This window comes from Micromonospora sp. MP36 (genome assembly GCF_008119785.1).
Classification (GTDB): domain Bacteria; phylum Actinomycetota; class Actinomycetes; order Mycobacteriales; family Micromonosporaceae; genus Micromonospora.
Map to the genome: position 1 here is coordinate 1 of NZ_VSFA01000099.1, position 26,102 is coordinate 26,102.

Annotated in this window: 24 protein-coding genes; 14 read left to right on the forward strand and 10 right to left on the reverse strand. The window is 73.4% G+C overall.

The annotated features are described in order from the left end of the window. Nucleotides 1-230: 230 nt before the first annotated feature. The 3 genes from FXF52_RS33915 to FXF52_RS33925 all read left to right on the forward strand — a co-directional run bounded on the left by FXF52_RS33915 (nucleotide 231) and on the right by FXF52_RS33925 (nucleotide 5,668). Nucleotides 231-857, forward strand: a complete 627-nt coding sequence (locus FXF52_RS33915; RefSeq protein WP_148803345.1) for a LysE family transporter — start codon at nucleotides 231-233, stop codon at nucleotides 855-857. Between the two features lie 366 nt (nucleotides 858-1,223). Then, nucleotides 1,224-4,934, forward strand: a complete 3,711-nt coding sequence (locus FXF52_RS33920; protein WP_264998665.1) for a M12 family metallo-peptidase — start codon at nucleotides 1,224-1,226, stop codon at nucleotides 4,932-4,934. A gap of 77 nt (nucleotides 4,935-5,011) precedes the next feature. Beyond that, the gene (locus FXF52_RS33925) at nucleotides 5,012-5,668 is read left to right on the forward strand and encodes an acVLRF1 family peptidyl-tRNA hydrolase (protein ID WP_148803347.1); all 657 of its coding nucleotides are present in this window, start codon (nucleotides 5,012-5,014) and stop codon (nucleotides 5,666-5,668) included. 556 nt (nucleotides 5,669-6,224) lie between these two features. Here FXF52_RS33925 and FXF52_RS33930 read toward each other — a convergent pair. Both FXF52_RS33930 and FXF52_RS33935 read right to left on the reverse strand, forming a co-directional pair. Then, the gene (locus tag FXF52_RS33930) at nucleotides 6,225-6,662 is read right to left on the reverse strand and encodes an NUDIX domain-containing protein (protein ID WP_148803349.1); all 438 of its coding nucleotides are present in this window, start codon (nucleotides 6,660-6,662) and stop codon (nucleotides 6,225-6,227) included. Between the two features lie 88 nt (nucleotides 6,663-6,750). Continuing rightward, the gene (locus FXF52_RS33935; RefSeq protein ID WP_148803387.1) at nucleotides 6,751-7,665 is read right to left on the reverse strand and encodes a neutral zinc metallopeptidase; all 915 of its coding nucleotides are present in this window, start codon (nucleotides 7,663-7,665) and stop codon (nucleotides 6,751-6,753) included. Nucleotides 7,666-7,913: 248 nt separating this feature from the next. On the opposite strand from FXF52_RS33935, the gene FXF52_RS33940 reads away from it, so the two are divergent. From FXF52_RS33940 to FXF52_RS33955, 4 genes are all read left to right on the forward strand, one after another. After that, nucleotides 7,914-9,521 (forward strand): ABC-F family ATP-binding cassette domain-containing protein, encoded by a 1,608-nt coding sequence (locus tag FXF52_RS33940; RefSeq protein WP_148803351.1) that lies wholly within the window; start codon nucleotides 7,914-7,916, stop codon nucleotides 9,519-9,521. 246 nt (nucleotides 9,522-9,767) lie between these two features. Continuing rightward, nucleotides 9,768-9,995 (forward strand): helix-turn-helix domain-containing protein, encoded by a 228-nt coding sequence (locus FXF52_RS33945; protein ID WP_148803353.1) that lies wholly within the window; start codon nucleotides 9,768-9,770, stop codon nucleotides 9,993-9,995. A gap of 46 nt (nucleotides 9,996-10,041) precedes the next feature. Then, nucleotides 10,042-10,809, forward strand: coding sequence for an enoyl-CoA hydratase/isomerase family protein (locus tag FXF52_RS33950; RefSeq protein ID WP_148803355.1), 768 nt, complete (start codon nucleotides 10,042-10,044; stop codon nucleotides 10,807-10,809). Nucleotides 10,810-10,923: 114 nt separating this feature from the next. Then, nucleotides 10,924-12,906 carry an ABC transporter ATP-binding protein gene (locus FXF52_RS33955; RefSeq protein ID WP_148803389.1) on the forward strand — a complete coding sequence of 661 codons (1,983 nt, stop codon included), beginning with the start codon at nucleotides 10,924-10,926 and terminating at the stop codon, nucleotides 12,904-12,906. Here the strand turns inward: FXF52_RS33955 and mug are convergent. The 6 genes from mug to FXF52_RS33985 form a co-directional block, all read right to left on the reverse strand. After that, nucleotides 12,903-13,406, reverse strand: a complete 504-nt coding sequence (gene mug / locus FXF52_RS33960) for a G/U mismatch-specific DNA glycosylase (protein ID WP_187413885.1) — start codon at nucleotides 13,404-13,406, stop codon at nucleotides 12,903-12,905. The genes FXF52_RS33955 and mug overlap by 4 nt on opposite strands. A 197-nt stretch (nucleotides 13,407-13,603) precedes the next feature. Then, entirely contained in the window at nucleotides 13,604-14,365 is a 762-nt protein-coding gene (locus FXF52_RS33965; RefSeq protein WP_148803359.1) for an SDR family oxidoreductase, read from the reverse strand. A gap of 43 nt (nucleotides 14,366-14,408) precedes the next feature. Next, nucleotides 14,409-14,843, reverse strand: a complete 435-nt coding sequence (locus FXF52_RS33970) for a hypothetical protein (protein WP_148803391.1) — start codon at nucleotides 14,841-14,843, stop codon at nucleotides 14,409-14,411. A gap of 122 nt (nucleotides 14,844-14,965) precedes the next feature. Next, entirely contained in the window at nucleotides 14,966-15,829 is an 864-nt protein-coding gene (locus FXF52_RS33975) for a DUF692 domain-containing protein (RefSeq protein WP_148803361.1), read from the reverse strand. Beyond that, nucleotides 15,826-16,740, reverse strand: a complete 915-nt coding sequence (locus tag FXF52_RS33980; protein WP_148803363.1) for a TIGR04222 domain-containing membrane protein — start codon at nucleotides 16,738-16,740, stop codon at nucleotides 15,826-15,828. Before FXF52_RS33980 ends, FXF52_RS33975 begins: the two co-directional genes overlap by 4 nt. A 102-nt stretch (nucleotides 16,741-16,842) precedes the next feature. Beyond that, nucleotides 16,843-17,415 (reverse strand): TetR/AcrR family transcriptional regulator, encoded by a 573-nt coding sequence (locus tag FXF52_RS33985; protein ID WP_148803365.1) that lies wholly within the window; start codon nucleotides 17,413-17,415, stop codon nucleotides 16,843-16,845. Between the two features lie 104 nt (nucleotides 17,416-17,519). Between FXF52_RS33985 and FXF52_RS33990 the strand changes: the two genes are divergently transcribed. From FXF52_RS33990 to FXF52_RS34000, 3 genes are all read left to right on the forward strand, one after another. Continuing rightward, the gene (locus FXF52_RS33990; protein ID WP_148803367.1) at nucleotides 17,520-18,362 is read left to right on the forward strand and encodes a carbon-nitrogen hydrolase family protein; all 843 of its coding nucleotides are present in this window, start codon (nucleotides 17,520-17,522) and stop codon (nucleotides 18,360-18,362) included. 57 nt (nucleotides 18,363-18,419) lie between these two features. Then, on the forward strand, nucleotides 18,420-19,064 hold the full coding sequence (locus FXF52_RS33995; protein WP_148803369.1) for an HAD family hydrolase: 645 nt from the start codon (nucleotides 18,420-18,422) through the stop codon (nucleotides 19,062-19,064). 201 nt (nucleotides 19,065-19,265) lie between these two features. Beyond that, the gene (locus FXF52_RS34000) at nucleotides 19,266-20,195 is read left to right on the forward strand and encodes an RIO1 family regulatory kinase/ATPase (protein ID WP_148803371.1); all 930 of its coding nucleotides are present in this window, start codon (nucleotides 19,266-19,268) and stop codon (nucleotides 20,193-20,195) included. Nucleotides 20,196-20,294: 99 nt separating this feature from the next. Here FXF52_RS34000 and FXF52_RS34005 read toward each other — a convergent pair whose 3' ends face one another. Beyond that, a complete protein-coding gene (locus tag FXF52_RS34005) occupies nucleotides 20,295-20,543 on the reverse strand; it encodes a DUF2630 family protein (RefSeq protein WP_148803373.1) in 249 nt (82 codons plus the stop codon). Between the two features lie 191 nt (nucleotides 20,544-20,734). On the opposite strand from FXF52_RS34005, the gene FXF52_RS34010 reads away from it, so the two are divergent. After that, nucleotides 20,735-21,217 carry a hypothetical protein gene (locus FXF52_RS34010; RefSeq protein WP_148803375.1) on the forward strand — a complete coding sequence of 161 codons (483 nt, stop codon included), beginning with the start codon at nucleotides 20,735-20,737 and terminating at the stop codon, nucleotides 21,215-21,217. A 62-nt stretch (nucleotides 21,218-21,279) separates the two neighbouring features. Next, nucleotides 21,280-21,690, forward strand: coding sequence for a roadblock/LC7 domain-containing protein (locus FXF52_RS34015; protein ID WP_148803377.1), 411 nt, complete (start codon nucleotides 21,280-21,282; stop codon nucleotides 21,688-21,690). Between the two features lie 69 nt (nucleotides 21,691-21,759). On the opposite strand, the gene FXF52_RS34020 is transcribed toward FXF52_RS34015, so the two are convergent. Further along, the gene (locus tag FXF52_RS34020) at nucleotides 21,760-24,615 is read right to left on the reverse strand and encodes an aconitate hydratase (RefSeq protein WP_148803379.1); all 2,856 of its coding nucleotides are present in this window, start codon (nucleotides 24,613-24,615) and stop codon (nucleotides 21,760-21,762) included. A gap of 158 nt (nucleotides 24,616-24,773) precedes the next feature. Between FXF52_RS34020 and FXF52_RS34025 the strand changes: the two genes are divergently transcribed. Further along, nucleotides 24,774-25,130 carry a VOC family protein gene (locus FXF52_RS34025; protein WP_148803381.1) on the forward strand — a complete coding sequence of 119 codons (357 nt, stop codon included), beginning with the start codon at nucleotides 24,774-24,776 and terminating at the stop codon, nucleotides 25,128-25,130. A 127-nt stretch (nucleotides 25,131-25,257) separates the two neighbouring features. Continuing rightward, nucleotides 25,258-25,914, forward strand: a complete 657-nt coding sequence (locus FXF52_RS34030; RefSeq protein ID WP_148803383.1) for a DedA family protein — start codon at nucleotides 25,258-25,260, stop codon at nucleotides 25,912-25,914. Nucleotides 25,915-26,102 lie beyond the last annotated feature (188 nt).

A 26,102-nucleotide genomic window follows, 5' to 3' on the forward strand; every position in this document is an offset into this window, starting at 1 on the left:
TCCTGGATGTAGGGGCATCGCGGTGATCGTGAGGCCACTACATCCAGGACGTAGTGGCCTCACGATCCAGGTGGGGCGGGCGCGGGAAATCCGGTGGCGGGGCGGGGGAGCGGGGCGCAGCATGGCGGGGTGATCGAGGCGTACCCGAAGCAGGTTCCTGTCCGCGCGGCGATTGTCGCGCGTCGACAGCGCACCGCGCCGCGGCCCGCCTCGACCCGCCCCCGACCGTCGTGAGCGGGGCGTTCCTCGCCGGCCTGATCGCCGGCTACGGCGTCGCCATCCCGGTCGGCGCGATCGCGATCCTCATCCTCGGGCTCAGCGCGCGTACCGGGTTCCGGGTCGGCGCGGCGGCCGCGTTCGGGGTGGCCACCGCCGACGGCCTCTACGCCGCCGTCGCGGCACTCGGCGGCGCGGCGGTGGCCGCGCGGCTCGCGCCGTTCGGCGGACCGTTGCGCTGGGTCGCCGCCGGAGTGCTGCTCGCCCTCGCCGGGCACGGAGCCTGGCGAGCGCTGCACGCCACCGGCCCGGCCCGGCCGGCCGTCGGGCGGAGCGGCCTGGACACTCCGGTGCGGGCGTTCACCGCGATCCTCGCGCTGACCCTGCTCAACCCCGCCACCATCGTCTACTTCGCGGCCCTGGTCCTCGGCCGGAGCGACGTGGGCGGTTCGAGCACGAGCGCCGCGGTGCTCTTCACCCTCGGCGCCTTCCTGGCCTCGGCCAGTTGGCAGTTGCTGATCGCCGGGGGCGGCACGCTGATCGGCCGGGCGCTCACCGGTGCCCGTGGGCGCCGGATCACCGCACTGCTGTCCAGCGCCATCATCGCGGCGCTCGCCGTCGCCACCCTGCTCGGCGGCTGAGATCGTCCACCTTGGACGACGATGAGTATGACAGTCTGATGACGGAAGCGCTGCGGGTCTGTGACAACGGCATCGGTCGAATCGGCAGGTCGGGCCACCGAACGCCCGATTCTCGTTCCCATCTCCGACGGCCGATGTTCGGTCGTCGGGCCGGTCGCACCCGCCCGCGCCGACGGTGACCTGTGCCGATGCCTGCCGGCCGGCGGACGCCGGACGCCGTCCTGGCAGAGCCACCTCCGCTTTCCGGGTGATGCTCGGAGTCCGTCGTACGCCTAGGGTTTCTGACCAATCTGTGGATCACCCGCGTACGCCCGGTCACCCCCGGTGCGCGGGCCGGTTCCACCCTCCACTGAGCAGGGAGACGACTTGAGGATCACTCTGGTACGTCCGCCGCGCGATCCGGAACCGAACGCTCGGTCGCGGCGCGGGCGGATCGCTGCCCTCCTGGTCGCCGCGCTGGCCGCGGCGGCGCTTCCCGTCCTCGCGGCACCCGCGCCGGCCTCCGCCGCGCCGTCCGGCAACGGTCCGTGGCACAAGGTCGACGGCAAGCCGGCGCCCACCAAGGCGGGTCGGAAGGCCACCGTCAACGCCGAACGGCTGGCGGCGTACACGTTGGACCGCAGCAGCATGAAAAGCCTGCTCGACAAGGCTCCGGCGGAGCAGCGCCGCGGGCTGGCGCGCGCCGCGCGGCAGGTGGTGTCGCTGCCCGCTCCCGACGGGACGTTCCAGCGCTTCGAGCTGGTGGACTCGCCGGTGATGGAGGCCGGCCTGGCCGCGGCGCACCCCGAGATCACCACGTACGCCGGCAAGGGCCTGGACGACCCGAGCGCGACCATCCGGGCGGACCTGACCCAGCTCGGCTTCCACGCCTCGGTCCGCTCGGCCAGCGGCAACTGGTACATCGACCCCTACTACCACCTCGACCAGAGCCTGTACGCGAGCTACTTCGCCCGTGACCTGGAGAACCCGCACGGCGAGTTCGTCGAGCGCGAGGACGTGGCGCACGAGGCGCACGCCCTGGCGGACGAGATCGCTGCCGCCCAGGCCGAGGCCCCGGCCGGGCCGTTGGTGAAGCTGCGCACCTACCGGGTGGCGCTGGTGACCGACCCCTCCTACGCCAACTTCTTCGGCGCGGAGAACGTCACCGCCGCCAAGGTGACCCTGATGAACCGGGTCACCCAGGTCTACGAGGACGAGACCGCGATCCGGCTCGTGCTGATCAACGACACCGACAAGACCAACCTGAACACGCCGGCGCTGGCCACCGAGCCGAACGGCCCGTGCGGGGCGGCGGCCTGCTTCACCACGGACCAGCTCAAGTCCTGTGCCAGCAGCACGCTGAACCGCAACCGGATCGTGCTCGGCCAACTCGTCGGCGCCAGCAACTACGACGTCGGCCACATCGGACTCGGTGTGAACGGCGGCGGCGTGGCCGGCCTGGGAGTCATCGGCGGCGACGGCAAGGCCCGCGGCTGCACCGGCCTGCCCACCCCGATCGGCGACTACTACGCGGTGGACTACGTGGCACACGAGATGGGCCACCAGTTCGCCGGCAACCACACCTTCAACGGCACCCAGTACAACTGCTCGGGCGGCAACCGGAGCGCGGCCAACTCGTACGAGCCGGGCAGCGGGTCGTCCATCATGGCGTACGCCGGCATCTGCCAGCAGGACAACCTCCAGCCGCACAGCGACCCGTACTGGTCGCAGCGCAGCTACACCGAGATCACCACGTACGTCACGTCGAGCCGCGCGGCGATCAACGAGGTGCAGACCGTCTCGCTGTACGGCCTCGACACCAACGGCGACTCGTTCACGATCCGCTACAACGGCACCGACTCGGCGCCGATCGTGCGCGGGACCAACTACACCACCACCGGCATCAAGGCCGCCATCGAGGGGATCGCCGGCTGGCCGGCCGGCGCGACCGTCACCGTGGCCGCCTTCGGCGGCAGCGGCACCCTGAACGACACCGGTTTCCAGGTGACCTTCGGCGGCACGCTGGCCACCACCAACGTGGCGTCGCTCGAGCTCACCAACGCCTCCGGCGCCTCCGGTTTCGTCGGTGAGACGGCCAAGGGCGGTGCCATCGACAACGGCGGTTTCCTGGTCGAGGAGACCACCAACCACGCGCCGGTGGTGACCGTGCCGGGCACCGTCACCATCCCGGTGCGTACCCCGTTCGCGCTGACCGGCAGCGCCACCGACGCCGACGGCGACACGGTGACGTACCTGTGGGAGCAGAACGACCGGGGCGGCAGCGCCGGCACCGCGCTGGTGAACAACACCAAGACCAACGGCCCGCTGTTCCGGGTGTTCGGCGAGGCGGCGTACGTGTCGCCGAGCGACACCCTCAAGTACCACTCGCCGGGCCAGAACGCGGTGACCACCAACTCGACCCGGGTGTTCCCGGACATGAAGCAGATCCTGGCGGGCAACACCAACGCCAGGACGGGCGCCTGCCCGGCCGCTCCGGCGCCGCCGCCCACCGGGGGCGCCTCGAACGTGCCGGCCGGCCTCGTCGACTGCTACTCCGAGTTCCTGCCCACCCGGGACTGGGTCGGCTTCACCAACGACCGGACCATGCACTTCAAGCTCACCGCCCGGGACGGGCGGCTGGGCGGCGGTGGCGTCGGCAGCGCCGACGTCGCGGTGGTGCTGGCGCCGAACGCGGGTCCGTTCCTGGTCACCTCGCAGGACACCGCCGCCGTCCTGGACGGTGGCTCGACCCAGACGGTGACCTGGGACGTGGCCGGCACCGACGCGGCGCCGGTGAACGCCGGCCAGGTGAAGATTTCGCTCTCCGCCGACGGGGGGCTGACCTTCCCGTACGTGCTGGCCGAGAACACGGCGAACACCGGCACCGCCACGGTGACGCTGCCGAACGTGGCGACCAAGCAGGCCCGGATCAAGATCGAGGCGGTCGGCAACGTCTTCTTCGATGTCAACGACGCCGACTTCACCATCCGGTCCGCCCCCGTGGTCTCCCACGACGCCCCGGCCGGCGGGGCCCGCGTCCAGTACAGCGACGCGCTCTCCCCGACGGTCACCGTGTCGGCGACCGACGGTGACACCGCCGGCGCGGCGCTGACCGCGTCCGCCGCGGGGCTGCCCACCGGCCTGTCCTTGGCCGTGTCGGACACCTCCGCGGCGGACGCCCGGCCCGGCACCCGGAGTTGGACGGTCACCGGCACCACCACGGCGGCCCCGGGTGACTACCCGGTCACCGTGACGGTCTCCGACGGGACCGGCCTGGCCGGCAGCACCTCGTTCACCATCGCGGTCACCGACGAGGACGCGGCGGCGACCTGGGCTGGCGACACGCTGGTGACCACCGCGACCAGCGGTGCCCCCGGCACAGCCCTGCTGCGGGCCGTCGTGCAGGACAGCTCGGTGCTGCCTGCGGCGACGGACACCACCGCAGGTGACATCCGCACCGCGACGGTCACCTTCACCGAGGGCGGCGTGCCGCTCTGCACCGGCGTGCTGGACCTGCTCGGCACGGAGACCACCAGCGCGTCCGCGGCGTGCGAGGCCAGCTTGGCGGCGGGCACGCACACCGTCACCGCGACGGTCGGCGGCCACTACACGGGCAGCACCACCGCACAGGTGACGGTCGCCGTCTCCGACGGCGGGTTCCTCACCGGTGACGGCGAGCTCACCGTCGCCCGCTCCGCGGGGGCGTACCCGGCCGACGCGAACTCGAAGGTCGCGGTGGACCTGACCGCGAAGCCCGCCACGACCACGAAGGCCGCCTCCGGCGACGCCCAGATCGAGTTCCGCTCCGGCGGGATGTCCTACACGATCAAGGCCGGCACCGTCGACGGGCTCGGGGTCACCTCGGCCGGCAAGGTCGCCCAGGTGCGCTACCAGGCCAGCCTGTACGACAGCAACGGCAAGCTGGTGGCCAGCGGTCTCACGCTGGCGGTGACGGTGACCGACCGGGGCGCCCCCGGCCGGGATGACACCGTCGCGGTCACCCTGTGGCATGGCGGCGCCCTGCTCTTCTCGTCCGACTGGACGGGGAACGGGACCGCCGAGGCCAGCCTGACGGGCGGGAACCTCACCGTCCACTGACCGACCGGAGAGCGCGGGAGGACGCCGAACCGGTGTCCTCCCGCGTTCCCTTTCCCGCCGTGTCGTACCGTCGTCGCATGAGCAGTCGACCCGCGGCCGGCGGCGGCCGGTGGGTCGAGCTGGACCCGACCCGCGTCGCCCGCTGGGTCCAGGGCTTCGCCGACCGGCACGGCCCGCCCACCACCACCACCATCCAGGGGTACGGGCTGCTGCTCGCCGCCCCGGACGGCGCGACCGCCGAGTTGCACCGCCCGCCCGGCGCCCCGCCGAGCGCCGACGTACCCGGGTTCGTGGCCGCCGCCGGCGCACCGCGGCGGCTCGGCCTGCTGCTGGCCCGCAAGGGCGCGGTCGCGGTCGGCGTCGCCGACGGGACGGAGCTGCTCGTCTCCAAGGTGGACACCCGATACGTGCAGGGCCGCACCGCCGCGGGTGGCTGGTCGCAGCAGCGGTTCGCCCGGCGACGGGACAACCAGGCGAAGGCGGCCCTGGGCGACGCGGTGGAGTTGGCCGTGCGGCTGCTGCTGCCGGAGGCGGCGACCCTGGCCGCGCTGGTCTGCGGCGGTGACCGCCGGGCGGTGGACACCGTGCTGGCCGACCGCCGGCTGGCCCCGCTCGCCGCCCGGCGTGCCGACCGGCTGCTCGACGTGCCCGAGCCCCGGCACGCGGTGCTGGTCAACGCGATCACCGCGGCCCGCGCGGTGCACGTCCTGGTCCGCGACCCCGACCGCGACTGACCCGGCCACGCACCTGGCGCACCCGCCTGCTCGGCTGGCGATGTCCTGGCGACCTCGCGGTGCCCCTCCGGCCTACCCAGAGATCGTGACAGAACGTGGCGGGCCTCTGGCTCGGATCCTGGGCACGCAGAGTGACCGGGTGTGTGCTTTCGCTCGGTGGTGGGCTCCCCGATCCGAGTCGGTTGACAAGGTGTTTCTCTTTCGCCCCGGTCAGACGGAACAGTCCGCCGCCCTCCCTTTGCTCTGCAGCCACATACGCAGCGTTCACCCACCGTGGCCGCTGCGCATGTGGCTGCAGAGCAAAGGGGGCGTGTGGGGCTGGGGGCTCCACTGCGGAATGTGACGGTCGGTGAAGATGCAGCCCTGGTCGCCGGCCCGGTTGAGGTGGGGCCAGCGCGGTGTCACGCCTGGAACGACCCTCTCGACTGTCCCACCACGGCGGGCCGGGACCGATGAAGTCGTCAGCGCCCGGCTGCCGGTTGCTGGCGGGCCGGGGAGCAGGGGCGCCGGCGCGATCGGCGGGAGGGGCGGTGGAGGGATCAGCGGCTGACGGGGATTAGGGCTGGATCCGGTCGAGGAACTCGTCCTGACGGTCGGCGAGGCGGGCCGAGAGCGGGAGCGGGGCAAATCGACAGGCGAACCTCAGCCCGTCGTCCTCGCCGTCTACGGCGATCCGGTGCGCCCACCCACCGACCGGCCCGTCCGTCACCCGCAGCTGGACATAGGTGGTGCGCCGGGCCCCGCCGGTCTCCGGGTGGGGGCGGTCGCTGACCCCCAGTTCGGCGACCACCCCGACCCCCGTCAGCCCGGTCTCCTCGGCGACCTCCCGGACCGCGGCCTCGGCAACCGTCTCGCCCGGCTCGATCCCGCCGGCCGGGACCTGGGTGCCCGCCTCGGGGAAGTCGACGTGGTCGAAGACGAGCAGTTCGGGGCCGGCCGCCGCGCGCCGGATGACGTACGCGGCGACCCGGAGACGGGGTCGTAGCAGACTCATCCGGTCATCGTGCCGCGTCTGCCCGCTGCCCGGACGGACGTGGCGGGACCCCGACGCACCGGGCCGGGCGCCGGGGTCTCGGGTGACGTCAGAGGGTGCCGCCGAAGGTGTCGCACGCTTTCGGGTCGCCGGTGGAGTAGCCCTTGGTGAACCACTGCTGGCGCTGCGTGGAGGTGCCGTGGGTGAACTCGTCCGGGTTCACCGGCCGGCCGGACCGCTTCTGGATCGCGTCGTCGCCGATCTTCTCGGCGGTGTCGATTGCCTGCTGGATGTCCTGATCGGTGATGCTCTTGAAGATTTTCTGGCCCTGCTCGTCCGAGGTGCCGGTGGCGTTCTTCGCCCAGGCGCCGGCGTAGCAGTCGGCCTGCAGCTCCCCCTTCACGGAGAGCGCGTTGGCGTTGCTCGGGTCGCGTTGCTGCTGGCGGCGCATCTGCGCCTCGGTGCCGAGCAGGTCCTGCACGTGGTGTCCGTACTCGTGGGCCAGCACGTACGGCTGGGCGAACTCGCCCTCCGCGCCGAGTTGGTCGGCCAGCAGGCGGTAGAAGGTGAGGTCGATGTAGACCAGGTCGTCGGCCGGGCAGTAGAACGGCCCGACGCCGGAGTCGGCCTGGCCGCAGCCGGTGCTCACCGCCTGGCTGAAGAAGACGGTCTTGGACGGCCGGTACTGCTCACCGAAGACCTCCGGCATGGCCTTGCGCCAGTACGCCTGGATGGAGTTGACGTAGAGGGTGTTGCGGCAGTCGAGCTGCTTCAGCGCGTCCTGCGCCGCGCACTTCTGCTCGAGCGCGGTGTTGTCGCCCTGGTCCGAGCCGCCCCCGTTGGTCGCCGCGTTGAGACCGAAGCCGCCGCCGACCAGGGCGACGAGGACGGCGATGATGATGCCCACGATGCCGCCCCGGCCGCCGCCGATCGGGATCGGAATGCCCATCCCGCCGCCTCCGCCGGACCCTCGCCGGTCCTCCACCTGGCTGGTGTCGATCCGCGCGTTCTCGTTCAGCTCCATGTTGACCCCGATCACCGATCATTCCGTGTGTGGTCGTTGCGGTACCGGAATGGGTCCGGACGGCGTTTCCCGTACCCGATGATCTTGCCCGGTAATCCGGACGGACGGGCGCGCCACGCCCGGTACACTTGGCCCCGTGCTGCGCTGCGAAGGCTGAACGGCCCCGCGCCGACGGGAACTGATGACCCGCCGGCGCTTTCGCGTGCCCTGAATCAGCCCTTCCGGACCCCGAGAGCGAGTACTTCGAAATGATCACTGCCACCGGCCTGGAGTTGCGCGCCGGTTCCCGGATCCTGCTGTCCGACACCACGCTGCGCGTGCAGCCGGGCGACCGGATCGGCCTGGTCGGCCGCAACGGCGCCGGCAAGACCACCACGCTCAAGGTGCTGGCCGGGGAGGGGCAGCCGTACGCCGGGCAGCTCGACCGGCGCAGCGCGATCGGCTACCTGCCGCAGGACCCGCGCACCGGTGACCTGGACGTCACCGGCCGGGACCGGGTGCTCTCCGCCCGCGGCCTGGACGTGCTCATGGCCCAGATGAAGGAGCTGGAGGCCAAGCTCGCCGAGGGCGCCGACGACGAGCGCCTGGTCCGCCGCTACGGCGCGCTGGAGGACCAGTTCGCCTCGCTCGGCGGGTACGCGGCCGAGGCCGAGGCGGCCCGGATCTGCGCCAACCTGGGGCTGCCGGACCGGGCCCTGGCGCAGACCATCGGCACCCTCTCCGGTGGCCAGCGGCGGCGCATCGAGCTGGCCCGGATCCTGTTCCGGGACGCGGGCGAGAACGGCGGCGGCATCCTGCTGCTCGACGAGCCGACCAACCACCTTGACGCGGACTCGATCACCTGGCTGCGCGGCTTCCTGGCCAACCACAAGGGTGGCCTGATCGTGATCTCCCACGACGCCTCGCTGCTGGAGGCGGTGGTCAACAAGGTCTGGTTCCTGGACGCCACCCGGTCCGTGGTCGACGTCTACAACCTGGGCTGGAAGGCGTACCTGGAGGCGCGGGAGACCGATGAGCGGCGCCGCCGCCGGGAGCGGGCCAACGCCGAGAAGAAGGCCGGCGCGCTGATGGCCCAGGCCGACAAGATGCGGGCCAAGGCGACCAAGACGGTCGCCGCGCAGAACATGGCCCGGCGGGCCGAGAAGCTGCTGAGCGGCCTGGAGGAGGTACGCGTCGCGGACAAGGTGGCGAAGGTGCGCTTCCCCAACCCGGCGCCGTGCGGCAAGACCCCGCTCACCGCGACCGGCCTGTCCAAGTCGTACGGGTCGCTGGAGATCTTCACCGACGTCAACGTCGCGGTGGACCGCGGCTCGCGGGTGGCCATCCTCGGCCTCAACGGCGCGGGCAAGACCACCCTGCTGCGGATGCTCGGCGGCCTGCTGGAGCCGGACACGGGCGAGGTGCGCCCCGGCCACGGCCTGCGGCTCGGCTACTACGCCCAGGAGCACGAGACCCTGGACGTGGACCGGACGATCCTGGAGCACATGCGCAGCGCCGCTCCCGAGCAGACGGACACCGACCTGCGCAAGATCCTCGGCGCGTTCCTCTTCTCCGGCGAGGACGTCGACAAGCCGGCCGGGGTGCTCTCCGGCGGTGAGAAGACCCGGCTGGCCCTGGCCACCCTGGTCTGCTCCGGCGCCAACGTGCTGCTGCTCGACGAGCCGACCAACAATCTCGATCCGGTCAGCCGGGAGCAGGTGCTCGACGCCATCGCCCGCTATCCCGGCGCGATCGTGCTGGTCACCCACGACCCCGGTGCCGTGACGGCGCTCAAGCCCGACCGCGCCATCCTGCTGCCCGACGGCGACGAGGACGCCTGGAGCGACGATCTCCTCGAACTCGTCGAACTGGCCTGATCCCGCCCGGCCCGGGCGGGGTCAGGCGAGCAGGTGGGAGGCGTACGGGTCAGCCGGCCGGACGGCTCACCATGATCCAGCCGGACGGCACCGCCTGACCGGTCAGGAGGGGTCACTCTATCGGGAAGCTGACATTGCATAGCGTGTCGGTTGGCGATTAGTTGATATCTGGCGCATGATCGTTCGAGGCGGTCTAATAGGTGGGACCGTATCCGAACCGCACAGTCTGGGACGTGAGGGATCAGCATGGCAGCCACCGGCACAGCCACCAGCCCTGAGAAGGGTCGCCGGATCGTCGGAGCCGAGCGCCAGACGCTCGCCAAGGACCTGGTAAAGCGGTACACCTCGGGTGAGAGCATCCGTGCGCTCGCGGCCTCGACCGGCCGTTCCTACGGGTTCATTCACCGGGTGCTGACCGAGTCCGGGGTGCAGCTGCGGCAGCGTGGCGGGGCCCGGCGCCGCAAGAAGGCGTGACCCGCCCGCCAGCGTCGTCCATCAACGTCGTGCTCCGGATGGTCCAGTGACCTCCGCAACGACCGGAGTGCGACTCGACTGCGACGGGCCGGTTGCGACGGTGACGTTGTGCCGGCCCGACGTGCTCAACGCGCAGACCCCGGCGATGTGGCGCGCGATGAGCGACTTCTCCCGCGATCTGCCCGGCGACGTCCGGGTTGTGGTCGTACGCGGCGAGGGGCGGGCCTTCTCCGCCGGTCTCGACCTGTCGGTGGCCGGCGCCGCCGGCCCGGGCTCCTTCGCCGAGCTCGCCACGCTGCCGGAGCAGGAGTGCGCGGACCGGATCGCCGACTTCCAGGCCGGGTTCACCTGGCTGCACCGCCCGGACGTGATCTCCGTCGCCGCCGTGCAGGGGTACGCGATCGGCGCCGGGTTCCAGCTGGCCCTCGCCTGTGACCTGCGGGTGCTCGCCGAGGACGCCGTTCTCTCGATGGCCGAGGTGACCCTGGGGCTGGTGCCCGACCTGGCCGGCACCAAGCGCCTCCTCGACCTGGTCGGCTATTCCCGCGCCCTGGAGATCTGCGCCACCGGCCGCCGGATGGACGCCGCCGAGGCGGACCGGATCGGGCTGGCCACCCTCGTGGTGCCCGCCCCCGAGCTGGACGCCGCGGTGCGGGACCTGGCCGCCGGTCTGCTGGCCAACAACCGCGACGCGATCGTGGAGATCAAGGCGTTGCTCGCCGGCGCCGCCGGGCGTACCCACGCGGAGCAGCAGCGGGCCGAGCGGGAGGCGCAGACCCGCCGACTGCGGGACCTGGCCGGGCGGGGAGAATAGTAAGGACCGTACGGGAAGATCCGGGTTACTCGCGAGGTTGTCGTAGTCGTCGGGAGAATTGACCCGACGGTCCAGGGCGGCTCGACGACCCGGAGGTGACGAGTGTCCAACCCGATGGCCGGTGGCGGCATGGGTGGCTGGAGCATGCTCCGGTCCATGCGTGACCGGGACCAGGTCTCCACCCACCAGCTCAAGCGCGGCACCGCGAAGCGGATTGTCGCGTTTGCCCGGCCGTACCGGCGCGACATCGTCGTCTTCCTGATCACCGTGGTGATCGCCGCGGTGGTCGGGGTGGCCACCCCGCTGCTCGCCGGTGACGTCATCGACGCGATCGCCCGCGGCGGCCCCGACGCGGGCTCGACGGTGGTCCGGCTCGCTCTGATCATCGCCGCGCTGGCCGTCGCCGACGCGCTCTTCTCCCTGGCGCAACGGTGGTATTCGGCCCGGATCGGGGAGGGGATCATCCTCGACCTGCGGACCCGGGTCTACGACCACGTCCAGCGGATGCCGCTGCAGTTCTTCACCCGCACCCAGACCGGTGCGCTGGTCAGCCGGCTCAACAACGACGTGCTCGGCGCCCAGCGGGCGTTCACCTCCACCCTGTCCGGGGTGGTCAGCAACGTCATCCAGCTGGTGCTCACCGCCGGCGCGATGCTCATCCTCTCCTGGCAGATCACCCTGCTGGCGCTGGTGCTGCTGCCGATCTTCATCATCCCGGCCCGCCGGGTCGGCCGGCGGCTCGCCGAGATCACCCGCGAGTCGTACAACCTCGACGCGAAGATGAACGCGACGATGACCGAGCGGTTCGGCGTGGCCGGCGCGCTGCTGGTCAAGCTCTTCGGCTCGCCCGAGGTGGAGGCGGCCCGGTTCGCCGGCCGCGCGGAGCGGGTCCGGGACATCGGCATCCAGTCCGCCATGTACTCGCGGACCTTCTTCGTGGCCATGCTGCTGGTCGCCTCCCTCGCGCAGGCCCTCACCTACGGCCTGGGCGGGTGGCTCGCTGTCACGGGCGCGGTCAGCGCCGGCACCGTGGTCAAGCTCGCGCTGCTGCTCACCCGGCTCTACGGGCCGCTCACCGCGCTGTCCAACGTCCGGGTCGACGTGATGAGCGCGCTGGTCTCCTTCGACCGGGTCTTCGAGGTGCTCGACCTGCGTCCCGGCATCGAGGAGAAGCCCGACGCGGTGCCGGTGCCCCGGGGCAGCGGCCGGGTCGAGTTCCGGGACGTCCGGTTCCGCTACCCGAGCGCCGCCGAGGTGTCCCTGGCCTCGCTCGAGGAGGTCGCCACGCTGGACCGTACGGTCAACGAGCCGGTGCTCAAGGGCGTCTCGTTCGGCGTCGAGCCCGGGCAGATGGTGGCCCTGGTCGGTCCCTCCGGCGCCGGCAAGTCGACGCTGTCCATGCTGATCTCCCGGATCTACGACGTCAGCGACGGTCAGGTGCTGGTCGGCGGCGTCGACGTCCGGGACGCCACCCTCGCCTCGCTGCGCGACGAGATCGGCGTGGTCACCCAGGACTCCCACCTGTTCCACGAGACCATCCGGGAGAACCTGCGGTACGCCAAGCCGGACGCCACCGACGACGAGATCTGGGCCGCCCTGGCCGGCGCACAGGTGGCGGACCTGGTCCGCTCGCTGCCCGACGGGCTCGACACCACGGTCGGGGAGCGCGGCTACCGCTTCTCCGGCGGTGAGAAGCAGCGCATCGCCATCGCCCGGCTGCTGCTCAAGGCCCCGTCGATCGTCATCCTCGACGAGGCCACCGCGCACCTTGACTCGGAGAGCGAGGCGGCCGTGCAGCGGGCGCTGTCCGTGGCGCTGACCGGGCGTACCGCGCTGGTGATCGCGCACCGGCTCTCCACCGTCCGGGACGCCGACCAGATCCTCGTCCTCGACGAGGGGCGGATCGTCGAGCGCGGCCGGCACGAGGAGCTGGTCGCCGTGGGCGGCCTCTACGCCGAGCTCTACCGCACCCAGTTCGCGGTGACCGACTCGCCGGCCCCGTACGCCGAGCCGGACCAGCCGGAGCCGGTGGTCACCACGGTGCCGCTCGGCACGTACGTGGCGCAGGAGGCGCTGCCCCCCGCTGCCGCCAACTAGCCGCTCGCCGCCGCCGCGTGCAGCTCGCCGAAGGCGGCGCCGAGCGTCTCCGGCGTGAAGTGCGCGTTCAACCCGCTGGGGTTGGGCAGCACCCACAGCCGGGCGCCGCCGAGCGGCTCCGGCTGCGGGCCGAAGCCGGCCTTCGGCCGGGCGAACCCGATGCGGTACGCGGTGACCCCGACCACCGCCACCCAGCGCGGCCGGTACCGCCCGACCTTGCCGGCCAGCTCCTCCGCGCCGCGTACCAGCTCCTCGGCGCTCAGCTCGTCGGCGCGGGCGGTGGCCCGGGCCACCATGTTGGTGATGCCCAGCCCGAGGGCGGGCAGCTCGTCCTGCTCGCTCGGGTGCAACTGGCGCGGGGTGAAGCCGCCCCGGTGCAGCGCCGGCCAGAACCGGTTGCCCGGCCGAGCGAAGTGCCAGCCGGTGGCCGCCGACCAGAGGCCCGGGTTGATCCCGACGAAGAGCACGTCCAAGCCGGGCGCGATCACATCCGGCAGCAGCTTTCCGGCCGCCGCCGCGAGCTGTTCCTTCGTCGGTCGGGGAGACGGTCGCGTGGCCGGCGGTTCGGCTGTCCGGCCCGGGCCGTCCCCGTCGGCGCGGGACGCCCCCGCCCGGCTTGCCTCGGCCGTGCCGAACCGGGGCGCCGCCGTTCGGGCCCCGTCCGGCGGGCCAGCCCCGGACCGGCGTCGCCCGGCCGTCACAGGCCGCGCAGCGCGCCGCCGTCGACCGGCACGGTCACCCCGGTCACGTAGCTGGCGGCGGGGGAGAGCAGGAACGCCGCGACCCGGCCGAACTCGGCCGGATCGCCGAGCCGGCGCAGCGGGATGCCGCCCTCCGCCTCGGCGCGGGCCCGCTCCGGGTTGCCGGTGGCCGCCATGAGTTCCTTGTTGCGGTCGGTCATGATCCGTCCGGGTAGCAGCGAGATCACCCGCACCCCGCGCGGCCCGTACTCGTCGGCGATGTCCTTGGCCACGCCGGCCAGACCGGGGCGCAGGCCGTTGGAGATGCCGAGACCGGGTAGCGGGCTCCGCGCCGAGGTGGAGAGGACCAGCGCGATCACGCCTCCGTCGGGGAGCGCGGCGGCGACCTTCCGGGCGGTGCGGACGCTGCCCAGGAAGATCGTCTCGAAGGACTCCCGCCACTGTTCGTCGGTCACCCGGGCGGCGCTGCCCGGGGGTGGCCCGCCCACCGAGATCAGTGCCCCGTCGAGCCGGCCGAACCGCTCGCACGCCAGGGCGACCAACCGCTCCGGGGCGCCGGGGTCGGTCAGGTCGGCAACCAGGCCGATCGCCCGCTCCGGTCCGCCGAGCGCCTCGACCGCTGCGGTCACCCGGTCCGCGGTGCGGGCCGAGATCACCACCCGCGCGCCGTCGGCGACGAGTTGCTCGGCGGTTGCGAAGCCGAGGCCACGGGAGGCGCCGGTCAGCACGTACACCCGGTCGGCGAGTCCGAGATCCATGCGTCCGATCCTGCCGTACCCGGGGACGCCGTGCCAGCGATGGTCAGCGGCGGGCCGGGCGGAGCAGGCGTACCCGACCGGCGAGCTGCACCGCGACGGCGCCGCCGGCCCGGGCGACGGCCGGCAGCCGGCGGGGCCGGGGTGCGGTACGCCCGTCGTAGCGGGTGGTGGCCTCGCGGCTGGCCAGCTCCTCCGCGCCCAGCGCCGGCAGCCGGCCGTGGTCGCGCAGCTCCCGGGCCAGGTCCCAGCCGTCGCGCAGCGATCCGTTGGTCGGGCGGCCCGCGGCCCACCCGGCGAACGTGGCCGACCAGTCGGCGCCGAGGCCGGCGGCGAGCAGCGGCCAGTGCCTGGCCACGTCGCCCGCGCGCTTGCGCAGCAGCGCCCGGCGGGCCGCCGCCACCGGTTCCGGGGCGAACCCGGGCGGCAGCGGACCCCCGGCGACCAGCGCCGCAACCAGCGCGGCCTGCCGCGCGGCCAGGCCGCTGCCGCCGACGGCCGGGGGAGCACCGGACGACGGCGGCCGTCCGGCCGGGGGAGCGGCGGGCGACGGCGCGCCGGCCGGGTCCGCCCCGGCGGTGCGGCCGGCGCCGGAGTCCCGGGTCACGTGACCACCGGGTACCCGGAGGCCGCGGCGAGCGCGTCCAGTTCGGCGCGCAGTTCGGCGGCGGGCGGGTAGTGGCCGTCGCGTTCCAGCAGCAGCGCCGGCGGCCGGCGCCGGGCACACAGCTCACCGACCAGGTCGAGCACCTCGGCGGGGACCGGGTCGGTGTGCGTGTCGTGGTAGAAGCCGCCCTGCTCGGCGCCGCCGGCCACGTGGACGTAGGCGACCCGGTCCAGCGGCAGCCGGTCCAGCAGGGTCAGCGGGTCGCCGCCCCGGTTGCGGGCGTTGGCGTGCACGTTGGCGACGTCGAGCAGCAGTAGCGCCCCGGTGGCGTCGAGGATCTCGGTGAGGAAGTCGGCCTCGTCCAGCTCGTCGTCCGGCCAGTCGAAGAGCGCGGCGATCGGCTCCAGCGCGAGCGGCACCGGCAGCTCGGCCTGCGCTCGCCGGACGTTCGCCACCACTGCGGCGACCGCGTCCCGGCTGCGCGGCAGCGGCAGCAGGTGGCCGGCCTCCAGACCGCCGGCCCGGACGAACGCGATGTGTTCGCTGACCAGGGGCGCGTCCACCGCCGCGGCCACCCCGGCCAGGTGCGCCACCCGGGCCGGGTCGACCGGTTCCGCGCCGCCGAGGGAGAGCCGCACCCCGTGGGGTACGACGGTGACCCCGCGCTCGCGCAGCTCGGCGAGGCCGTCGGGGAGTGGCCCGGCCGGGCTGACCGTCTCGGCCACCACCTCGACGAAGCGCAGCCCGGGCAGGCCGGCCACGAAACCGGCGATCTCGGGTCGCCAGCCGATGCCGATGCCGTAGGGACCGGGACCGGTCGCGGGGTCGGTCGGGGTGGGGGCCGGCGACGGGCCGGTCATCCGCCGCACCCGCCGCCCCCGCCGCAGCCGCCGCCCCCGCAGGAGCTGCCGCCGCCGCACGAGCTGCCACTGCTGCAGGAGCTGCCTGAGCTGCCGGAGCCGCCGCCCGCGCTGATCGCCTGGCGCTGAATCTCGGCCTGGTCGGCGAAGCCCGGATCCATCGCCCAGATGGTGGCGGTGCCGAACAGCGCCACCCCCATCGCCGCGTCCGACGGGCCGTAGGTGGCGTACGCGGGCGCGGCGGAGGGGCGCAGCCAGGTGTGCCGGCGGCGCAGCTCGCGCAGCGCGCGGTCGGCGGCCCGGGTGCGCCAGGGCACCCGGGAGAGCAGCACGAACGCGATGAACAGCGGCACCAGACTGAGCAGGAGGAAGCCCGCCGGCCGGCTGTGGGACAGGCCCACGAAGGCGCGGATCACGCCGACCGCCAGCAGGGCGGCGATCAGCATCGGCCCGCGCCGCAGGGCGGCCCGCCGGTCCGGCCCGAGCGCCAGGCCGCGCTGCTGGAGGCCGTCGCGGAGCTGCTCCAGGGCCCGGGTCACCCACTCGTCGCGGCGCAGCTCGCGGGAGTGCACGCCGCGCGCGGCGGTGTGGAAGATGGCCTGGTCGAGCGGGGTGGCCCCGGCCGGCAGCGAGCCGGCGGTGGTGAGCCGCCGGTCGGGGGTCACCCCGACCACGCCGGCGCGGCGCAGGCCGCCGAGCGCCGTCCAGACCGCCAGCTGGTCGCCCCCGTTGAGGTACGCGACCTGCTGCGGCCCGAGCGGCCCGGTGCCGTCGACCGGTGTGCCGGCCAGGCCGCGGAACCGGTGCACCAGGGTGCCCACGACCAGCACGGCCGCGGCGAGGAGGTACCAGCGCAGGAAGACGGGGCCGGGGATGCCCCAGGTGTCGCCCGGTGCCGCGAGGACCGTCATGTTCTGCTCCTGTCGCGAGGGTTCGCGCCCATTGTGGAGCAGGCCCGCCAGCGGTCATCCGGCCCGTCCGCTCAGTTACCGGACTGAGATCCGGCGCAGCGGTCAGTGGCGGCGGACCGCTTCCTCGACCAGGTCGAGCACCCGGCCCAGGTCGCCGGCGGGGCGGCCCATCGCCAGGTGCAGCACCAGCCCGTCGTACGCCAGCTCCAGGAACTGGGCCAGCACGTCGATCGGCACGTCGTCGCGGAGCACGCCGGCCTCTCGCTGGCGGAGCAGGCGTTCCCGGGTGGCCTCGGCGATCGCCGCGGAGCGTTCCGCCCAGCGCCGGGCGAAGGCCGGGTCGGTACGCAGCCGCCGCGAGACCTCCAGTTGGCTGCCGAGCCAGCCGGTGGTGTCCGGGGAGACAGCCCCGGCCAGCAGGTCCCGCATCACCTGGACCAGACCGTTGCGGGCGACCGTCTCCACCATGACCGCCGCGTCGTCCTCGGCGACGGCGAGGAAGAGCGAGTCCTTGTCGCGGAAGTGGTGGAAGATGGCGCCCCGGGACAGCCCGGTGGCCTCCTCCAGCCGGCGGACGGTGGCGCCCTCGTAGCCGTGCCGGGCGAAACACGCCCGCGCGGCGGCGAGGATCTCCTGCCGGCGCGCGTCGAGTTGGTCCTGACTTACTCTGGGCACGTACCGATCGTCCCAGGTGCCTCGGGCTTACGCAAACCGTACGTACGGCTTGAGACGCGCGTTCGCATGATCGGGCCGGCGCACGAGCCGGTTACCATCGGCCCATGATCGCGCCCGCCCACCCGCTGACCGTGGCCGCCGTGCAGGCCGAGCCGGTCCCCGGCGACGTCGCCGGCAACGCCGCCACCGCCGCCCGCCTCGTCGGCCGGGCCGCCGGCGCCCGGATCGTCGTGCTGCCGGAGCTGTTCCTGCCCGCGTACCACCCGCCGACCCTCGCGGCGGACCCGACCGGCACCGACGTGGCCGCCGACGAGGACGGCCGGGTCGACGATCCGCGGCTCGACCCGCTGCGGCAGGCCGCCCGGGACGGCGGGACGACCGTGGTGGTCGGGGCGGCCGTCCGGCACCCCGACGGGCGGCGCACCATTTCGTCGCTGGTGGTCGACCCGGCCGGCGGCGTGCGGGCGGCGTACGACAAGCAGCAGCTCTGGAGCGGCGAGCGCGAGCTGTTCGAGCCGGGCCGGCGCGGCGCCACCCTCCTGGTCGACGACTGGCGGTTCGGTCTCGGCATCTGCTACGACGGCTGCTTCCCCGAGCACGGCCGGGCCGCGGCCGCCGACGGCGCGCACGGCTACCTCTGTCCGAGCGGCTACCTGGCCGGCTCGGAGCACCGCCGCGATCTCTACTACGCCGCCCGCGCGCTGGACAACACCATGTACGTGGTCTTCGCCAACGCGGTCGACGGCGCCGACCCGTGGCGGTTCAACGGCGGCGCCGCGGTGTACGACCCGGAGGGGCGGCCCCTGGCCCGGGGCGCGGACACCGGCGAGGACGTGCTGGTGGCCACCCTCGACCCGGCCGCGCTGGCAGCCACCCGCGCCGCCCACACCATGCTCGCCGACCGCCCCGCCGACCAGGGACTGCCGCGGGTGACGCTGCGCGCCTGACGATGCGGGGCCGCCGGGATCTGTTGGCCGGACACCTTGGTCCCGTAAGGTCTCCGCGTGCCGTTGCTCCTGCTCGATCTGGACAACACCGTGCTGGACCGCGACGGGCCGTTCCGTGCCTGGGGCGAGCGCTTCCTGGACGGCATCGGCGCGCCGCCGACCGACATCGACTGGCTGGTCTCCGTCGACGCGGACGGGCTGACCGACCGGTGGGACGTCGCGGACGCCATCCGGGACCGGTACGGGCTGCGGATCCCGTCCATCGACCTGGTCGAGGAGCTGCACGACGGGGTGGTGGCACACACCCGGCTGGATCCGCTGGTGGCCTGCGCGCTGCGGATCGCCGACGACGCCGGCTGGGTGCCGGTGGTGGTCACCAACGGCGCGGTACGCCAGCAGGACACGAAGATCCGCCGCACCGGCCTGGACCGCTACGTCGCCGACTGGGTGATCTCCGAGGAGGCCGGGGTCAGCAAGCCCAACCCGGGGATCTTCGCGCTCGCCGCCCAGCGGGCCCGGATGCCGCTGCGCGGCGCCTGGGTGATCGGGGACAGCCCGGAGGCGGACATCGGCGGCGCGACCGCCGTCGGCCTGCCCAGCGTGTGGCTGCACCGCGGCCGCCGCTGGTCGGACACCCGGTTCGCCCCCACCCGCACGGTGGACGGGCTGATCGCCGCGGTGGCCGCCGTGCTGGCCGGCTGAGCGCGGCTGGCCGGCCGGGCCGGCGCCGTCCGCAGGCGCGGGGGTAATTCGGTTGACCCGCCCGCGTCCGGCGGCCAGCATGGGGCCGCGCGAGCGCGCAGCCGGGCGGAGCCCGGTCGAGGAGAGGAGGTCGGTCATGGCCGTCTTTGCAGGGTCGCTCCACCTGCCTCCACCAGCCTCGATCGAAGGATCAACCCACCCGTGCGTGATCACGAATTCCCGGCGCCGCAGCGCCGTGGCCGCGGCAAGAGCCGCTTCGACGACGACGAACCGTACTTCCTGAAGCAGGGCCGGCACGCCGAGCCGGCCCTCGCCGAACCCGACGACGAGCCCGACCCCGAGGACCACTGGTCCTCCTGGGACGAGGCCGTGCACGGGCCCGAACCCCACCCCGCGTGGCTGGTCACCGAGCTGGCCGCCAAGGACACCGAACTCGGGGTGCTGAAGACCGGCAAGGAGGCGGACGTCCACCTGGTCCGCCGGGCCGTACCGGACACCGACCGCTCCTGCCTGCTGGCGGCCAAGCGCTACCGGGACGCCCAGCACCGCCTCTTCCACCGCGACGCCGGCTACCTGGAGGGGCGCCGGGTCCGGCGGTCCCGGGAGAACCGGGCGATGGCCGGGCGCACCGCGTTCGGCCGGCAGATGATCGCCGGGCAGTGGGCGGCCGCCGAGTTCGCCGCCCTGGCCCGGCTCTGGGAGATCGGCGCCGCCTCCGGGCGGATCGCCGTGCCGTACCCGGTGCAGCTGCTCGGGACCGAACTGATGCTGGAGTTCGTCGGGGACGCCGAGGAGGGGCAGGCCGCGCCGCGGCTGGCCCAGCTCCGCCCCGCGGGCGCCGAGCTCAGAGACCTGTGGGAGCAACTGGTCGACGCGCTGGTCGTGCTGGCCCGGGCCGGGTACGCGCACGGCGACCTGTCGCCGTACAACCTGCTGGTGCACCGGGGGCGGCTGGTCATGATCGACCTGCCGCAGGTGGTCGACGTGGTGGCCAACCCGCAGGGCCCGGAGTTCCTGGCCCGGGACGTCCGGGTGGTCGGCACCTGGTTCACCGCCCGAGGCCTGCCCGCCGCGGACACCGACCCCGTCGAGCTGACTGGTCTGCTGCTGCGGGAGGCGGGGATCCGCTGAGCGTCCCCCGTCCCGGGGCGGGTGCCTCCCGCCCCGGGACGCGGGCGCCTGGTCCGTCGGGCCGGCTACCGGCGCGGCCACCGCGCCGCAAGCCGCGCGTCACTGGAGGTAGCGCTCGACCTCCGAGAGCGGGCGCGCGCCCTGGGCGTCCGGGTCTCCGTGCGCCTGGCGGGCCGCCCGGCGGCGGCGCAACAGATCCCAGCACTGGTCGAGAGATTCCTCCAGAGCCCGCAGCCGCTCCCGGGCCGTGTCGTCGGTGCCGGCCTCGTTCTCCTGCGCGGCCGCGCGCAGCCGGTGCTCCTCGTCCACGAGCTCGGAGATCCGGTTCAGGATGGTCTTGTCGTCCATGCCCCGAAGCTTGGCACAGGGGGCGGTGCCGCGCCCGGGTTCTCCTCGCTGCGCGCCGCGGCGCCCCGCCCAACCGCCATGATCAGGTTCGCTTGAGTCAAGTTCCGGACGCTGCTAGCGTGCGCCGGTGTCGATCGGATGGTCGATCTCGCCATCGGGCACGTGACCGAATGGCCCGTCAGGATGGTGTGATGGGTTCCCGCAGTACGAGTCCCCGGACCAGGGCTGTCGCCCTGCTCGTGTCGCCGGCCGCGCCGCGGTCCCGCGCGGCCCGGGTGCCCGTCCGGGACGGCGTCGACCTGCTCGGCGCCCGGACGCCCGGGGACGCCGGCCGGACCGCAGCGTGTCTCGGGCTGTCGGCGGGCAACGACAGCGCGGACCCGCAGCCGCCTACCCGACAGCGACCACCGCAGGCCCCGACCGTCCCCTGGGGACGGAGCCCGGCGGGTGTGCCGGCGACGGACGCCGGCGGGTCGATCCGGTGCCGCCGGCCCGACCCCGCTCCGCGGGGCGGTCCGTCCACCTCGGACGCCGACCGGGACGACCACGCGACGCGCCCGCCGGCGCCGGCACGCCCGGCGACGAGCGCCGACCGGACCGGCGCGGCGCGGCCGCGCGGCGGGGCGCGCGCGGCGGGCGGCGGGTCGAACACCGCAGACCAGCAGGCGACCTGACGGGACGCCGAACCGGCGTATCCCAGACGAGCACGGCACACCAGCCGGGAAGAAGAGGACGAGTGGCGCAGCAGACGGCTTCGAGCGCGGACCTGACGTGGCTGCTGGATGACCTGGTCGGCCGGGTCAGGCAGACGGAACACGCCGTGGCGCTCTCCACCGACGGCTTGTTGATGGCCGCGTCACGGGGAATGAGCCGGGACGACGGCGAGCACCTGGCGGCGATGGCGGCCGGCATCCAGAGCCTGGCCCGGGGCGCGGGCAAGCGCTTCGGCGGTGGGCAGGTGCAGCAGACCATCATCGAGATGCAGTCGTCGTTCCTCTTCGTCACCGCGGCCGGGCCCAACGCCTGCCTGGCCGTGCTGGCCTCCGAGGACGCCGATGTCGGCCTGATCGCGTACGAGATGGCGATGCTGGTCACCCGGGTGGGCCGGTTCGTCGCCACGCCGACCCGGGAACTGTCCGCCGGGTGACGGATCCCCCGGACGCGAACGGGCCCCTCCCCGCATACGCGGGAAGGGGCCCGTTCCGGGGTTACGACGTTAGCTGGCGATCATGCGACGCAGCACGTACTGCAGGATGCCTCCGTGCCGGTAGTAGTCCGCCTCACCGGGGGTGTCGATCCGGACCACGGCGTCGAACTCCACGCCGGTGTCGGTGGTGACCTTCACCGTACGCGGGGTCTCGCCGTCGTTCAGCGCGGTCACGCCGGCGATGGAGAAGGTCTCCGTGCCGGTGAGCCCCAGCGACTCGGCGGTGGTGTCGACCGGGAACTGCAGCGGCAGCACGCCCATGCCGATCAGGTTCGAGCGGTGGATCCGCTCGTACGACTCGGCGATGACCGCCTTGACGCCGAGCAGCATGGTGCCCTTGGCCGCCCAGTCGCGGGACGATCCGGAGCCGTACTCCTTGCCGGCCAGGATGACCAGCGGGACGCCCGACTCCTGGTAGGCCATGGCGGCGTCGTAGATCGAGGTCTGCTCGCCGGTCAGGTGGTTGACCGTGAACCCGCCCTCGACGCCCGGCACCAGCTGGTTGCGCAGCCGGATGTTGGCGAAGGTGCCCCGGACCATCACCTCGTGGTTGCCTCGGCGGGAGCCGTACGAGTTGAACTCGTGCCGGGCGACGCCGTGCTCGGCCAGGTACTTGCCGGCGGGGGAGTCCGCCTTGATCGAACCGGCCGGGGAGATGTGGTCGGTGGTCACCGAGTCGCCCAGCTTGGCCAGCACCCGGGCACCGGCGATGTCGGAGACCGCCTTCGGGTCCCGCTCCATGCCCTCGAAGTACGGGGGCTTGCGGACGTAGGTGGACTCGCCGTCCCAGGCGAAGGTGTCGCCGGTCGGGGTCGGCAGCGACTGCCACCGCTCGTCGCCGGCGAAGACGTCGGCGTACGCGGAGCTGAAGCCGGTGGCGCCGATCGCCGAGGCGATGACGTCCTGGATCTCGGCGCTGTTCGGCCAGATGTCGCGCAGGAACACCGGGTTGCCCTGGCTGTCCTCGCCGATCGGCTCGTTGGCCAGGTCGATGTCCATCGTGCCGGCGAGCGCGTACGCGACCACCAGCGGCGGGGACGCCAGGTAGTTCATCTTGACGTCCGGGTTGATCCGGCCCTCGAAGTTGCGGTTGCCGGACAGCACCGAGACGACGGCGAGGTCGTTCTCGTTGACCGCGGCGGAGACCTCCTCCGGCAGCGGGCCGGAGTTGCCGATGCAGGTGGTGCAGCCGTAACCGACCAGGTTGAAGCCGAGCTTCTCCAGGTACGGGGTGAGGCCGGCGCGGTCGTAGTAGTCCATGACGACCTTGGAGCCCGGCGCCAGGGTGGTCTTGACCCACGGCTTGCGGGACAGGCCCTTCTCCACCGCGTTGCGGGCCAGCAGCGCGGCGCCGATCATGACCTGCGGGTTGGAGGTGTTGGTGCAGGAGGTGATCGCGGCGATCACCACGGCGCCGTGGTCCAGCTCGTACTCGACGCCGTCGGCGCTGGTCACCCGGATCGGGTTGGTGGCGCGGCCACCGGCACCCGCCGCCGCGGTCTCCAGGTCGCGCGGCTCGTCGGCCGGGTCGCTGAACTCGTTGGCCGGCGGGTCGCTGGCCGGGAAGGACTCGGCGCTGGCCTCGTCGGCCGGGCCGGCGGCGCCGCGGGGCAGCTGCTCGCGCGCCACGCCCGGCTTGAGCTCCTTCTCCACGCCCGCGGCCTCCTCGGCCACGTAGTCGGTCAGCGCGGAGCGGAACAGCGTCTTGGCGCTGCCCAGCGGCACCCGGTCCTGCGGGCGGCGCGGGCCGGCCAGGGACGGCTCGATGGTGCTGAGGTCCAGCTCCAGGCGCTCCGAGTACTCCGGCTCGCGGGCCGGGTCGTGCCACAGGCCCTGCTCCTTGGCGTACGCCTCGACGAGCGCGACCTGCTGCGGGTCGCGGCCGGTCAGCTCCAGGTAGCGCACGGTCTCGGCGTCGATCGGGAAGATCGCGACGGTGGAGCCGTACTCGGGGGACATGTTGCCGATGGTGGCCCGGTTGGCCAGCGGCACGGCGCTCACGCCCGGGCCGTAGAACTCGACGAACTTGCCGACCACGCCGTGCTTGCGCAGCATCTCGGTGATGGTGAGCACCAGGTCGGTGGCGGTGGTGCCGGCCGGCATCTCGCCGGAGAGCTTGAAGCCGACGACCCGCGGGATCAGCATGCTGACCGGCTGGCCGAGCATGGCCGCCTCGGCCTCGATACCGCCGACGCCCCAGCCCAGCACGCCCAGGCCGTTGACCATGGTGGTGTGCGAGTCGGTGCCGACGACCGTGTCCGGGTAGGCCTGGCCGTTGCGCTCCATGACCGTACGGGCCAGGTACTCGATGTTGACCTGGTGCACGATGCCGGTGCCCGGCGGGACGACCTTGAACTCGTTGAACGCGGTCTGGCCCCAGCGGAGGAACTGGTAGCGCTCCTTGTTGCGCTCGTACTCGAGCTCGACGTTGCGCTGGAAGGCGTCCTCGCGGCCGAACAGGTCGGCGATGACGGAGTGGTCGATGACCAGCTCGGCCGGGGCGAGCGGGTTGACCTTGGTGGCGTCGCCGCCGAGGTCACGGACCGCCTCCCGCATGGTGGCCAGGTCCACGACGCAGGGCACGCCGGTGAAGTCCTGCATCAGCACCCGGGCCGGGGTGAACTGGATCTCCACGCTCGGGTCGGCAGTGGGGTCCCAGGCGCCGAGCTGCCGGATGTGGTCGGCGGTGATGTTCGCGCCGTCCTCGGTCCGCAGCAGGTTCTCCAGCAGGATCTTCAAGCTGTAGGGCAGCCGGTCGTGGCCCTCCACCTTGCCGATCTTGAAAATCTCGTAGCTCGCGTCTCCGACGCGTAGCTGGGTCTTCGCACCGAAGGTGTCGAGGCTCGCCACGTCGTACTCCTTCACACCAGCGACCGTGAGTAGTCCTGAGCAGTCTGTCGCACCGGCCGGGGTGGTGCCCTGGTTAGGCGACACTTACCCGCGCCCGGCGCTCAATAAAACCGTACGTCCGTCTTGCTATCCGCGCAACCTCGTGCCAGGGTTCGGGACGAGGAGGTGCCACCATGATCCATCACGTCGCGCTCGCCTGCCCACGGGGCTCCGAGGAGACGTCGCGGGCCTTCTACGTCGGTCTGCTCGGCCTGGTCGAGAAGGCCAAGCCGCCGGCCCTCGCCGCCCGCGGCGGTTGCTGGTTCACCGGGTACGACGCGGAACTGCACCTCGGCGTCGAGGACGAGTTCCAGCCCGCCCGCAAGGCGCATCCGGCCCTGCTCCGCCCCGACCTCGACGCGCTCGCCGCCCGGCTGGCCGCCGCCGGCCACCCGGTGGTCTGGGGCGACGACGAGATCCCCGGCATGCGGCGGTTCCACACCCACGACCCGCACGGCAACCGCCTGGAGTTCCTCGCCCCGGCCGCCTGACCCGGTCCCGGGCCGGGTGGCCCGGTCCGGGGTCCGGTGGCCCGGCCGGGTGGTGGCCGGATGAGCGGACCGCCGCCACCGGGGATCCGAGGGTAGGGTTCGAGGTCGGACCGGGAAGGGGTGGCGCGTGGTCGACGTACAACACTGGCTTTCCGCGCTTCCCCCAGGAGTGGTCTATCTGATCCTCGCCGGGGTGATCGGCGTGGAGAGCATGGGCGTCCCGCTGCCCGGCGAGATCGTGCTGGTCAGCTCCGCACTGCTCGCCGCCACCGGGGTGGTGGAGCCGCACTGGGTGGCCACCGCCGCCGCGTTCGGCGCCATCGTCGGGGACTCCATCGGGTACGCGGTGGGCCGGCGCGGCGGCCGGCCCCTGCTCGAACGGCTGGGCCGGCGCTTCCCCCGGCATCTCGGCCCGGCGCACCTCGCCCGCGCGGAGCAGAGCTTCGCCCGGCACGGCGTCTGGGCGGTCTTCTTCGGCCGGTTCGTGGCCCTGCTGCGGATCCTCGCCGGGCCCCTGGCGGGCGCGCTGCACGTGCCGTACCGCCGGTTCCTCCTGGCGAACGCGGCCGGCGGCCTGGTCTGGGCGTTCGGCACCACGTACCTGCTGTTCACCGTCGGCCGGGCGGCCGAGCACTGGCTCAAGGACATCTCCTGGGCGGGTCTGGTGCTCGCCGTGCTCGCCGGTCTGGCCAGCACCTGGTGGCTGCGGCGCCGGGCCCAGCGGCTGCGGGCGGCGGAGCCGGCCGCCCAGGCCGAGCCGGTGCGGGCCGGTAGCGACCGCTGACTCGAAGACGGCGAACGGGCCGACCCCTGGTGGAGTTCGGCCGTGGCGACGACGAAGGGCCCGACCCCGGGTGGGGTCGGGCCCTTCGTGTTGTTCATCGTGCTCAGGAGGCCGAGTAGCCGCGGGTGGCGATCCAGTCGGCGAGGTTGTCCACGCTGATCCGGTAGGAGGCCATGTTCGGGTTCGCG